At 61.3% G+C, this 11,624-nt stretch carries 10 protein-coding genes; 5 read left to right on the top strand and 5 right to left on the bottom strand.

Annotated elements, in window-relative coordinates:
- The first annotated feature begins 379 nt into the window (after positions 1–379).
- On the top strand, positions 380–907 hold the full coding sequence (locus HMPREF2967_RS06455) for a CPBP family intramembrane glutamic endopeptidase (protein WP_070685621.1): 528 nt from the start codon (positions 380–382) through the stop codon (positions 905–907).
- A 126-nt stretch (positions 908–1,033) separates the two neighbouring features.
- Here the strand turns inward: HMPREF2967_RS06455 and mgtE are convergent, their stop codons facing one another.
- Entirely contained in the window at positions 1,034–2,398 is a 1,365-nt protein-coding gene (gene mgtE, locus HMPREF2967_RS06450; RefSeq protein ID WP_070522478.1) for a magnesium transporter, read from the bottom strand.
- An 88-nt stretch (positions 2,399–2,486) separates the two neighbouring features.
- Between mgtE and HMPREF2967_RS06445 the strand changes: the two genes are divergently transcribed.
- Positions 2,487–3,389 (top strand): DUF2262 domain-containing protein, encoded by a 903-nt coding sequence (locus HMPREF2967_RS06445; RefSeq protein ID WP_232770710.1) that lies wholly within the window; start codon positions 2,487–2,489, stop codon positions 3,387–3,389.
- Here HMPREF2967_RS06445 and crtI read toward each other — a convergent pair.
- A complete protein-coding gene (crtI, locus tag HMPREF2967_RS06440; RefSeq protein ID WP_070522473.1) occupies positions 3,386–4,900 on the bottom strand; it encodes a phytoene desaturase family protein in 1,515 nt (504 codons plus the stop codon). The two genes, HMPREF2967_RS06445 and crtI, sit on opposite strands and share 4 nt — an antisense overlap.
- 2 nt (positions 4,901–4,902) lie before the next feature.
- A complete protein-coding gene (locus HMPREF2967_RS06435) occupies positions 4,903–5,751 on the bottom strand; it encodes a phytoene/squalene synthase family protein (protein ID WP_070561768.1) in 849 nt (282 codons plus the stop codon).
- A gap of 93 nt (positions 5,752–5,844) precedes the next feature.
- Between HMPREF2967_RS06435 and HMPREF2967_RS06430 the strand changes: the two genes are divergently transcribed.
- Both HMPREF2967_RS06430 and HMPREF2967_RS06425 read left to right on the top strand, forming a co-directional pair.
- Positions 5,845–6,585, top strand: coding sequence for an ABC transporter ATP-binding protein (locus HMPREF2967_RS06430; protein ID WP_070530082.1), 741 nt, complete (start codon positions 5,845–5,847; stop codon positions 6,583–6,585).
- Positions 6,586–6,588: 3 nt separating this feature from the next.
- Positions 6,589–9,135 carry an ABC transporter permease gene (locus HMPREF2967_RS06425; protein ID WP_070685613.1) on the top strand — a complete coding sequence of 849 codons (2,547 nt, stop codon included), beginning with the start codon at positions 6,589–6,591 and terminating at the stop codon, positions 9,133–9,135.
- A 61-nt stretch (positions 9,136–9,196) separates the two neighbouring features.
- Here the strand turns inward: HMPREF2967_RS06425 and HMPREF2967_RS06420 are convergent, their stop codons facing one another.
- Entirely contained in the window at positions 9,197–9,556 is a 360-nt protein-coding gene (locus tag HMPREF2967_RS06420) for a fluoride efflux transporter FluC (protein ID WP_070685610.1), read from the bottom strand.
- On the bottom strand, positions 9,553–9,870 hold the full coding sequence (locus HMPREF2967_RS06415; protein ID WP_070561762.1) for a fluoride efflux transporter family protein: 318 nt from the start codon (positions 9,868–9,870) through the stop codon (positions 9,553–9,555). Before HMPREF2967_RS06415 ends, HMPREF2967_RS06420 begins: the two co-directional genes overlap by 4 nt.
- 83 nt (positions 9,871–9,953) lie before the next feature.
- Between HMPREF2967_RS06415 and pgm the strand changes: the two genes are divergently transcribed.
- Entirely contained in the window at positions 9,954–11,570 is a 1,617-nt protein-coding gene (gene pgm / locus HMPREF2967_RS06410; RefSeq protein ID WP_070685606.1) for a phosphoglucomutase (alpha-D-glucose-1,6-bisphosphate-dependent), read from the top strand.
- Positions 11,571–11,624 lie beyond the last annotated feature (54 nt).

Genomic DNA, 11,624 nt, shown 5'->3' with positions numbered 1-11,624 from the left:
GCCGACACCAAACAACAACAAACAACTCAATACAAACAACGAAGAGACCGTTAAAGCACAACCGCTTTAACGGTCTCCTTCTCGTTTTCCCAACGCGGCAAGTCTGCACTTCCAGGTCTGAACAAATGGCTTTTTACTGACCGATTCATTAGGCCCCGCCTCGGCAATTGGGCCTAATCATGTTCACCTGAAAGCGCTGATAAACAAGGCTCATACCCACCCGGGTAGCTGCCTAGTTCCTAACTACTGCGAAAGGGCCATGGAAGTATGATTTACCCCACTTATGCTAGGGCGTCTTGTCCTCATACAGAATTGTAAACTGGGCATCGAGCTTTCTGGCTTAGGAGCTAACCTGGTCCGCGGTTAGGGTACGGAGACGATGTTTGAATTCCTTTTATTTCTCGTTCCTTCAGTGCTTTATATCCTTTTTCAACGCAAGAGAATTGGGGTTTCTCAAGCTCGGAAAAATGTGGGTTGGCAATGGGGAAATTGGCAAACAGTAGTACTAAGCATCATCCTTTTCCCCGTGCTTTTTGGATTAGGATACGCTGGTATCCGTGTGGTGTCGTCGGCTAGTCTGGCCATACCGGGGGTGGTTCTTTCTCAAGGGGTAAGCCTTGCTGTCATTTTCAGGGCTATAGGTGAGGAAGTTTTCTTCCGAGGATTTCTTGGCGGCTTACTTCTTCGATCCTGCGGGTTTTGGGGTGGTAACACGCTCCAAGCCGGACTTTTTCTTTTGCCTCATTTTATGTTGTTGAGCTTCGATGCGCAGTTGTGGCCCATACTTCCGGTTCAGTTTCTCTGCGGGTGGATACTGGGAGTGGTGCGATACCGCTCGGGTAGCGTCATTGAATGCGCGATATTGCACGCTGCTATTAACCTTGCAATTGGACTGCTTGCGGGATAAGCGAAGGATTGTGCGCGGGCGCTCAGGGCGGTTAGTGGCTGTCAATTCGCACCAAAGATTGCGGCGCGTGCCTATTTGTCACGTAGCAGTCCTCGTACGGCTTCGCGGACACTCTTCTGTATCCAGTTAGATTCCCAAGACAGACTTCGCAATGAAGAAGTAGACGATCAAACCCGTTGCGTCACAGAAGGTGGAGATGAATGGGTTGGAGAAGACCGCAGGGTCCGCGCCAACAGTCTTAGCCACAATGGGCATGAGTCCGCCTACCGTCGCGGACATCGAACAAATGAGAAACAGGGTGGAGCCGATGACGAGGCCGATATCTAGGCCATAGATGACCGTTGCCAAGACAAGCCCGGCCAGCCCCAGTACAGCGCCCAGCAACATTCCGACGCGCAGCTCGCGCCACATGACTGCCAAGAGGTCGCGCGTGCGGACGTCGCCAAGCGCGAGCGCGCGGGTCACAGTAGTAGCTGCCTGGTTTCCTGTATTGCCGCCCGTGCCGGTGAGCAGAGGGATGAACAGAGACAGTACAACTGCTTTGGCCAAGGTGTCTTCGAAGGAATCGAGAACCCGCACAGTCAACAGCGCTGACACAGCGAGCACGAGCAGCCAGAGAATGCGGGAGCGGACGAGCTTGAGAAGGGGCGTCGACAAGTACGGCTGCTGGAGCGCTTCCGTACCACCGGAGCGCGCCGAGTCCTCGCTGTCCGCTTCCTCCATAATGTCGGTTGCATCGTCCCAGGTAAGAAGGCCAACGAGTCGGTGTGAATCATCTACAATCGGCAGCGCCAGCATGTCGAGGGGCAAGAACCAGCGGACGGTCTCTTCGGCGTCGGCAGTCGCGTATGCATAAACTGGCTCGTTCATGATGTCCTCAATGAGAATGCCGCGTTCAGCCGTGAAGAGCTCGCGCAGGCTGACGACGCCCACCAGACGCCGGTCCTTACGCGTCACAGGAACGGTATAGATGGTTTCCAGCTCATCGGCGTTGTCGCGGAGGGTGCGCAGGGCATCTTCCATGCTCATTTCCGGGTGGATATTGGGTACCTCCGGCGACATACGGCGGCCGACGGATCCCTTCGTGTACCCGAGAATCACTCCGGTCACATCGCGCTGGGTCTGCGTCAGCGAGCGGAGGAGGCGATCCGCAATTTCCGCAGGAAGCTCGTCCAGCAGGGCCACGCGGTCTTCGGGATCCAGCTCGTCGAAGAATTCGTAGACATCGGCGTTGCCCAACTCGTCAATGATGTCCGCTTGGTGTTTGGCATCAAGTGCATCGAAGACCGCGATAGATTTTTGACGCGGCAGCAGCCTTAACGCCAATGCGGCGCGGAGAGCATTCTGGCGCTCCACAATCGCGATGAGCTCTTGACGTGGAACGCGAGCTAAGAGTTCTTGGAGCCGAGGAGCCTTTTGGGGGTCGATGGCGTCTTCTTGCTTGAGCCACTCCTCAACAATTTCGGCGGCCTGCTCAATCGTTTCTGCCATCGGCCTTTCGCCCTTCTACTCGACGTCAACCTCCTCAGACTACGCCATGGAGCGCTGCGTAGCCTTTTCACGTATGTACTATTGCGGCATGCTTTCCCTTTACCGTGATTTCTCGGACAATGACGTCGTCAGCTCTATTCTGGGCTACGAGGAAACAGAGTTCCTCTTCGTTGTGGCAGATGTGCCGAAGAAGTGGGTGAGCGATGATCCCTACGCTGAGGACAAGACGCATATTCAGCTCATGAACATGCCTGGAGTCGCCCTGAAAATTTTGCCTGAGGGCGAGCTGATTACTGGTGACGTCGGCGTGCGCTATCCGCAGCTCTTCCAGACAGCCGCAGGAAAGACGCTGTGGGATCCGCGCGAAGTTGCAGAGCTTGAGCCTTTCACGGTGATTCATGCTCGGGGTAGCCACCACTTCCACGAGAGGAGCAAAGCACACTATGTCGATATCTGGGAGATCCTCCCAGACGTGGATGACACAGACATGGAGCAACTCCTCGCTCGGATTGCCGTTCCGGTAGAGCTTGATTCCAAGTTCGGTCCGTTGGTGCTCGATCGCAGTACGAACACGTTCGACGGTAGGGCAGAAGAGCTCGGAGTTGATTTCAGCATCTGGTACGAAGGGGAGGAGCTTCTCCTCGCGGAGAGCGCGAACCTGAGGCGAAAATTCAAGGCACCCCTCACCGTTATCAATAAGGTCCTCAGTGCTGAGTTCATCGATGAGGCCCGGCGCTTTGCCGCCAAAAAAGCTCTTCGAGCTGCGAACCGCTGGCGCCATGACGTCGCCCTGTCCGAGGGCGCAAACGTCCCGGCACCTGAGCTCACGGCCGGCGACGTATACGCCAAACTCACGCCCGTTGCCGTTGAAGTCCCCCAACGCGGACACCTCAGCGTGGAATTCGATGATGGCTATCTTTTTGGTGGGCACGCCGTGACGGTGAAGACTAAACGCAGCGGTGCACCCGCAGCCCTTGAGCTCGACGCTTAGTGCTGTTCGCGCATCCGCGTGATGACATTGTGCGCGGAAATGAGGCACATCGGTACACCAACACCCGGTACCGTCGTACCGCCCGCGTAGTACAGGTTCTTGAGTTTTCGCGAGGCATTGCGCCCGCGGAAGAAGGCGGATTGCCGCAACGTATGCGCGGGTCCCACCGCGCCACCAGCCCAGGAGTTGTAGCGCCGCGCAAAATCAGAGGGGCCGACCGTCCGGCGCACCACGATGCGCTCAGCAAAGTCGGGAATGCCAAGCCACGTGCCGAGTTGGTGAATCGCGGCATCGGCAATTGCGCCAACGCGGGGCGATTCTTCTTCGCCATAGGCGTTACCCGCGCCGAAGTTTTCCTCCGCCGGCACGGGGACCAGCACAAAGAGATTCTCGCAGCCCTCCGGCGCCACGGCAGGATCCGTCGCGGAGGTCTTCGACACGTAGATGGACTCGGACGCCCCCAGCGGGCGCGAAGCCTCCGGAGCGTGATACACCGCCCGGAAATCGGGCTCCCAGTCCTTGCTGAAAAGAAGGGTGTGGTGGGCCAGCTCCGGCAGCGCGCCCCGCACGCCGAGGAAGACCAACACCGTGCCGAGGCCCGGGTCGCGTCGCGCGAAATAGCTCTCGGGATAGGTCCGCGCCGACTGAGGCAGCAGAGAAGTCTCAGTATGGCGCAGGTCCGCCGCGGAAACGACGGCCTCGGCGGAGATGAAGCGGCCGTCGTCCAGCCGCACGCCAGTCGCACGACCTTCCGCGCACTCAATCGCCGTCACCGCCGTATCCATGAGGAAGGTTGCGCCTTGTGCCTGGCGCGCAATCGCCGCGACCACCGCGGCGAAACCACCTTGCGGGTAGCACACGCCTTCGACTAAATCGGTGTGGCTCATCAAGGAATACAGCGCCGGTGCAGCTGTTGGCTCCGTGGACAAAAACACCGCCGGGTAGGTCAGCACCTGGCGCAGGCGGTAGTCCTGAAACTGTGCTGCCACCAGCCGGTCCAAGGACCGAGTGAGAAGTAGCGCCAGCGAACCCAGCCGCGTGAGCACGTCCCGGGTTAAAAGCTGCGTGGGGTGGGAAAACGTGGTGTACAAAAAGCTGCTTAGCGCCACGGCATAGATATCAGAGGAACGCGCTAAGTAGGCGCGCACGCGCTCGCCTGCGCCCGGCTCGATGGACTCAAAAAGCCGAACAACGTTGTCCACGCCGCTGTGAATGTCGAGGAAGGCGCCGTCGTCGTTGTAGACGCGATAGGCGGGGGAGAGGTCAACCAAGTCCAGCTCGCGCGCGGTGCTCGTCCCGCAGGCACGGAAAAACTCGTCGAAGGCTTCCGGCATGAGGTACCAGGACGGGCCCGTATCGAAGCGGAAACCGTCGACCTCCAGTTCGCCTGCGCGCCCGCCGACGCTGTGCTGCTTCTCGACGACCACCACGTCCCAACCCTCACGCAGCAACAGCGCCGCGCTGGCCAGGCCAGCGATGCCCGCGCCGATGACGACAACACGCTTGCCCATAGCTACTTCACCGCCGATGCCGCTGCCCGGCTCACCAAGAATGCCTTGCGTGCCGGCGAGACGGAGACTCGTGTCGTGAGAATATCGGCGGCGGGGGTGGCCGCGAGCTGGTCGGTGAGCTCGGTAAACAGGGCCGTCGCAGCCGCCACGCCCACCCGCGAACCACGCGGCAACTTCTCCATCGCGCCGCGCGCTACAGCCAGGTCGCGCCGAATATCAGCGATGATTGCCGTTTTCCGCTCCTCATCCAAGCTGGCCGGGTCCGGCAGGTCCGGGAAATAGGAGCGGCCCAGCTCTGCGGAATCCTCGCGCAGGTCGCGCAAGAAATTGATCTTCTGAAAGGCCGCGCCCAGGCGCCGCGCGCCTTCCTCGATTCCGGACGGGCGGGGCCCGCCGGCGTAGAAGGCGTCCAGGCACAAGAGCCCAATGACCTCCGCGGAGCCGCACACGTAATCCTCGAAGGAGTCGTGGGTGTGCGTGCGGTGCGTCAGATCGCAACGCATGGAGGAAAAGAACTGTGCAACGTGCTCATCGCTGAACCCGCAACGCCGCGCGGAAAGCGCAAAGGCATGCACGATCGGATCAGCGTGAAAACGCTGGGACGGGGCGGCGCGGACGGTGGCCTCGTAGGCGTCGAGAAGCACGGCGGCGTCCTGGGGATCGAGCCCGGCGTCGACGATTTCATCGGCGGTGCGCACCATGGCGTATAAATTTCGGATGTCCACCCGGACCCTGGGGGAAAGAAGCCGCGTGGCCAGGGAAAAACTGGTGGAGTAGTGGCGCATGATTTGAGCCGCGGCGGCTTCGGCACAGCGGTCGTAATGTTCCAGAGCGGAAAGAGATGCGCGCATGGAGCATATTTTAGACCACACGCGTCACATAACTTACCCAGGGCAGGATAGGGTAGGGACGTTACTTTCCCCATCTATAAGGAGAACACGTCCATGACAACCCCAACGATGACTGCTGCGGCTCGCGCCGTCGACCTGTTCAAACAATACGGTCAGGGAGATACCGCAGTTACCGCGTTGGACCACGTCGACGTTGAGTTCGCGCGCAATACCTTTACCGCCATCATGGGCCCTTCGGGCTCCGGCAAGTCCACGCTCATGCACACCATGGCGGGGCTCGATTCGGCGACGTCCGGCTCGGCCTTCATCGGTGACACCGACATGTCGCAGCTCAGCGACAAGGATATTACCGCCCTGCGCCGCGACCGCTTGGGCTTCATCTTCCAGTCCTTCAACCTGGTGCCCACGCTGACCGCGGCAGAGAACATCACGCTGCCCACCGATATCGCTGGCAACAAGGTAGATAAGGAATGGTTCGATGAGGTCACTTCCCGTCTGGGCCTGTCCAACCGCTTGAACCACCGCCCATCAGAGCTCTCCGGTGGCCAGCAGCAGCGCGTGGCTTGCGCGCGCGCTCTGGTTTCGCGCCCGGAAATCATCTTTGGCGATGAACCGACCGGCAACCTGGACTCCAACTCTTCCGCCGAGGTGCTCGATATTTTGCGCACCGCAGTGGATCAGGACGGCCAGACCGTCGTCATCGTGACGCACGATGCGAAGGCCGCATCCTACGCAGACCGCGTGGTCTTCCTTGCTGATGGTCGCCTGGTCAACGAGCTGAACAACCCGACCATGGAGTCCATCCACGCCGTGATGGCAGAAATCGAGGGCTAGAGCATGGCCACAAAGAACACCATGCGCACGGTGTCCGTGCGCAATATTCTCGCGCACAAGCTGCGCCTTGCCTTGACCCTGCTGGCGGTGGTGCTCGGCACCGCCTTCATCTCGGGGTCCTTTATGTTCACCAAATCTTTGTCGAACACCTTCGACTCTGCGGTATCCACGGCATTTACCGGTGTGGATGCGGCCGTAAGCCAGAAGGAAGGCGGCCCAAACCTCGACCAGAAAATGCGCGATGACATCGCCGCCGACCCCGACGTGCGCGCGGTCAACATGCAAAGCAGCCAGACCGTCGTGGTTGCCAACAAGGATGCCGAGGCTTTTCAAACCGGTGGCGGCACCTCCAGCGTGCAGCCCTACTACCCGGAGGACCAGTCCGTCGGTGAGCCCGCCACGCTTGTCGACGGCTCCGCGCCTCACGGGACCGGCGAGGTTCTCATCAACGACTCGGCTGCGGAAGAGTTCGACATCAAGATCGGCGACAGCCTCCTCGTGGTCCACCCGGACCAGCGTGATGAGGTGAAGGTCGTGGGCGTCGTCAAGCCTGTGGTGGACCAAGGCCCTAGCCTGACGCTGCTCATGGACCACGAGGCCTTCGTCGAGCGATACGGCAATTCCGAACAGCTGAAGGTCGCTGCGGCCGAGGGAGTGAGCGCCGATGCGCTCGTGGATCACCTCAACGAGACCTTCGAGGTTAAGGCGGAATCTGGCCAGAAGCTGGCCGATGAGATTTCGGATCAGATTTCCTCTGCCCTGAAATTCGTCAACTACTTCCTCATCGCCTTCGGCCTCATCGCGCTGCTGGTGGGCACGTTCATCATCGCGAACACGTTCTCCATGATCGTGGCTCAGCGCACCAAGGAGTTCGCGCTGCTGCGCGCACTCGGTGCATCCCGCGGCCAGATTACGCGCTCGGTGGTGACGGAGGCCTTCATCGTGGGCCTCGTGGGCTCTGCCGTGGGCGTGGCAGCGGGCATGGGCCTGGTGGCGATCATTAAGGCCGTCTTCGAAGCCAAGGGCATGCCCATGGGCGGCGGCCTGGGCCTGAGCTTGAGCGCTGTGCTTGTGCCGTTGATTCTGGGCGCATTGGTCACCATCGTTTCCGCGTGGGCACCGGCGCGCCGGGCAGGCGCGGTCAAGCCCGTGGAAGCCATGCGCACCACCGAGTCCGCGGCGGGCGCTTCGCTGCTGGTGCGCAGCGTGCTGGGCGGGCTGCTGCTCGTCGTCGGCATTATTTTTGCGCTCGTGGGCGTGCTTGTCGACGCCTCCACGGGCATCCGCGCCACACTCGTGGGCCTCGGCTCGCTCAACCTCATCCTCGGCTTCTTCCTTGCGGGACCGGCCATCTCCTTGCCTATCGTTCCGGCGATCGGCCGCGTGGTTGGCGCGCCCTTTGGCGCGGTCGGCAAGCTGGCATCGACGAACTCGGCGCGCAATCCGCGCCGTACCGCGGCGACTGCGTTCGCTCTCATGCTGGGCGTGGCGCTGGTGACATCGATCGGCATGTTGGGTGCGACGATGAAAACCTCGGTGGCCGACGCCGTCGAGCAGGACGCCCGCGCGGACTTCTTGCTGTCCGGGCCGACGTCTGGAAACTTCCCGACGCCGAACGAGACGGTGCAGCGCGCCCGCGATACCGAGGGCGTCGGACAGCTCGTGGCGATGAGCACAGCACCCCTGCAGGTGGATGGTCAGGCCTCGATGAATTATGGTCCGGAAATGATGATCAGCCAGGTCATCGATGGCAACGCCGATGACATGCTCAACCTCACTCTGGTCGACGGTGCATTGAATACGGGTGAGGAACCGGGCTTCATCGCCGACTCTGCCCTGGCTGAGAAGCAAGGTTGGGAGGTCGGCCAGAGCTATGAGCTGGCGGGGCCCGATCCCTCGCGTACCGCGCAGGTAAAACTCCTCGGCACCTATGAACCTTTCCAGATGCTCCCGGGCTTGGCCGTGTCCCAATCCGCGGTAGAAGAGGTCATCGACCCCAGCAGCCTCGACGTCACGGTGGTTTCCGTCAATGCGGAAGAAGGCTATGACAAGGAGAAGCTGCGCGCCAACCTGGAGAAGTCCGTCAAGGACCTCGTTGTGGTACAGGTGCGCACCAGCGAGGAATACGCCGGCGAGGCCGCCGGAATGATTGACCAGATGCTCACGATTCTCTACGCGCTGCTGGCTTTGGCTGTGGTCATCGCTGTCCTGGGCATTGTCAATACCCTCACCCTCGGCGTGATCGAACGCCGACAAGAGATCGGTATGCTGCGCGCGGTGGGTACTCAACGCCGCCAGATTCGCACAATGATCACGGTGGAATCGGTACAGATCGCCCTCTTCGGCGCGCTCATGGGCATCCTCATGGGATTGGGGATGGGGTGGTCCTTCATCTCCGTGCTTTCCGACGAAGGCCTCGATTCCGCGACGGTGCCGTGGATGATGCTCGCGGTCATGTTCGTGGGCTCGGGAATCGTCGGCGTGCTGGCGGCCCTGTGGCCGGCGCAGCGCGCGGCGAAGACCCCGCCGCTGGACGCAATCGCCGACTAGCGCAGCCTGCGGCTGCACAAGGGGCGTGGCCTGTGGCTGCACAAGGGGCGTGGGAGGTGGGTTAGGCCAGCAGCGAGCCGACCCACGCTCCGCGCCAGGCCACGATGATTCCTAGGCCGATGGTCCAGAAGAGATAACGCGCCAAGCGCCACCAGCGCTTGGCCTTTATCATTTCTCCGAGTTCCTTGGCCATCGTGGACCACGTGGATAGCCCGCCGGCGAGTCCGGCCGCCAGTAGGGGAAGGAAGTACTCGGGGGCGTGTGCATGCGTGGCTAAGCCATAGGCCACACCGGCCACCGCCGCGCCGACGAGGTTGGCGGCAAAGGTACACGTGGGGGAGGGGAGCACACGGGTGAGCAAGTAGCGCCCGCAGCCGCCAACAAAGCCACCGGCGAGGACCGCCAAGATGGAGAAGATCATGCGCGGCCTCGGGAAGCAATGAGGTCACCTATTAGGTATGCCGCGGTGCAGCCAATGATCGTCGCCAGGACGTACGCTCCCGCCCGCGCCGGGCTAAAGCCCGAGGTGAGGTAGGCAAAGGCGGCAAAGCTGGTGAAGCCGCCCAGAAATCCTGTGCCCCAGAATGCCGGGGGTTTGGCATAGCCCATGACAGTGCTGCCTACAACATTGATGAGCAGCAGCGGCAGCGCGCCACCCCCGAGAAGTGAAGTAAGGCCGAAACGAGTCAGCGCCCCGAGCGCGGTCCCGCAGCCCACAAGAAGGATCTGTGGCATAGGCACCATCCTAATTGGGATGCGAAACCAGCGTGAAGCAGGCAAGCTTAGGGTGTATCCACGTCTCCAAGGAGGAACCCACCATGGCACACGAGCGCGCCGGCCAGCTAGCCCAGCCTTCCGATCTCATCGATATCGCAGAACTAGTCACCGCGTATTACACCCGCACCCCCGATGCAGATAACCCCGACCAGCAGGTCGCCTTCGGCACCTCAGGGCACCGCGGCTCCGCCTTGGATACCGCCTTCAACGAGGCTCATATCTTGGCGATTACCCAGGCCATCGTGGACTACCGCGCTGAGCAGGGGACCACGGGCGCCATTTTCATCGGCCGCGATACCCACGCTTTGTCCGAGCCCGCCATGGTCTCCGCCCTTGAGGTTCTCCTTGCCAATGGGCTGGAGGTTCGCGTGGATGACCGCGGACGCTACACCCCGACCCCGGCCGTCTCCCACGCCATCCTGACAAACCCGGGCACCGATGGCATCGTGATCACTCCCTCCCACAACCCGCCGCGCGATGGTGGCTTCAAGTACAACCCGCCGACGGGCGGCCCAGCAGACACGGATGCCACCGACTGGATTGCAGCCAAGGCCAACGACTATCTGCGCTCCGGGCTCGATGGCGTCAAGCGCGTGGCGGTTGACGGCGTGCTCGATGAGCGCTGCGTGAAGCACAACTACCTCGACTCCTACGTGGGTGACCTAGCCAACGTTGTGGACATGGCGGCCATTAAAAAGGCCGGTGTGCGCATCGGCGCGGACCCGATGGGCGGCGCCTCGGTGGACTACTGGGCGGCCATCGCCGAGCACTACGGGCTCAACATGACGGTGGTGAACCCAGAGGTAGACGGCACCTTCCGCTTTATGACTCTGGATACTGACGGCAAGATCCGCATGGACTGCTCCTCCCCGGACGCTATGGCTTCGTTGGTTCAGAACCGCTCCAAGTACGACCTGGCCACGGGCAACGACGCGGATTCTGATCGCCACGGCATCGTCACCCCGGATGCGGGTCTGATGAACCCGAACCACTACCTAGCGGTGGCCATTGAGTACCTGTTTAGCCACCGTCCCGAGTGGGGTGAGGCCGGGGTGGGCAAGACCTTGGTGTCTTCCTCCATGATCGATCGCGTCGTGGCCAGCCTGGGCCGTGAGCTCGTGGAGGTTCCGGTGGGCTTCAAGTGGTTTGTGCCGGGGCTTGTCGGCGGCACCCTGGGCTTCGGCGGTGAGGAATCTGCTGGTGCTTCCTTCCTGCGCTTCGATGGGACCGTGTGGTCCACCGATAAGGATGGCATCATCATGGATCTCTTGGCTGCCGAGATCTTGGCGGTCACGGGCAAGACCCCGTCTCAACGCTATGCGGAGCTGGCCGAAGAATACGGTGCGCCAGCCTATGCGCGGACCGACGCCCCAGCTACCCGCGAGCAGAAGGCCATCCTGAAGAAGCTTTCCCCGGAGCAGGTGACGGCAACTGAGCTGGCCGGGGAGAAGATCGTGGCCAAACTCACCGAGGCCCCCGGCAACGGCGCAGCGATTGGCGGCCTGAAGGTGGCGACGGAGAACGCGTGGTTCGCTGCCCGCCCTTCCGGCACGGAGGACAAGTACAAGATCTATGCCGAGAGCTTCCGTGGCGAAGAACACCTCAAACAGGTGCAGGAAGAGGCGCAGGCGCTGGTGTCGCAGGTTCTCGAAGGCTAGGTCTGAAGGCCAGGGCTGAAGTTGTGATGTCTAGGGACTTTTTGGACACGGAGT

Source organism: Corynebacterium sp. HMSC059E07 (assembly GCF_001814395.1).
GTDB lineage: Bacteria > Actinomycetota > Actinomycetes > Mycobacteriales > Mycobacteriaceae > Corynebacterium > Corynebacterium hesseae.
Note: the sequence above shows the minus strand (reverse complement) of the source record. Positions and strands in the feature narration are given on the sequence as shown.

Coding starts and splice junctions, on each gene's coding strand:
- HMPREF2967_RS06455 (WP_070685621.1), top strand. CDS start 380: ATGTTTGAATTCCTTTTATTTCTCGTTCCTTCAGTGCTTTATATCCTT.
- mgtE (WP_070522478.1), bottom strand. CDS start 2,398: ATGGCAGAAACGATTGAGCAGGCCGCCGAAATTGTTGAGGAGTGGCTC.
- HMPREF2967_RS06445 (WP_232770710.1), top strand. CDS start 2,487: ATGCTTTCCCTTTACCGTGATTTCTCGGACAATGACGTCGTCAGCTCT.
- crtI (WP_070522473.1), bottom strand. CDS start 4,900: ATGGGCAAGCGTGTTGTCGTCATCGGCGCGGGCATCGCTGGCCTGGCC.
- HMPREF2967_RS06435 (WP_070561768.1), bottom strand. CDS start 5,751: ATGCGCGCATCTCTTTCCGCTCTGGAACATTACGACCGCTGTGCCGAA.
- HMPREF2967_RS06430 (WP_070530082.1), top strand. CDS start 5,845: ATGACAACCCCAACGATGACTGCTGCGGCTCGCGCCGTCGACCTGTTC.
- HMPREF2967_RS06425 (WP_070685613.1), top strand. CDS start 6,589: ATGGCCACAAAGAACACCATGCGCACGGTGTCCGTGCGCAATATTCTC.
- HMPREF2967_RS06420 (WP_070685610.1), bottom strand. CDS start 9,556: ATGATCTTCTCCATCTTGGCGGTCCTCGCCGGTGGCTTTGTTGGCGGC.
- HMPREF2967_RS06415 (WP_070561762.1), bottom strand. CDS start 9,870: ATGCCACAGATCCTTCTTGTGGGCTGCGGGACCGCGCTCGGGGCGCTG.
- pgm (WP_070685606.1), top strand. CDS start 9,954: ATGGCACACGAGCGCGCCGGCCAGCTAGCCCAGCCTTCCGATCTCATC.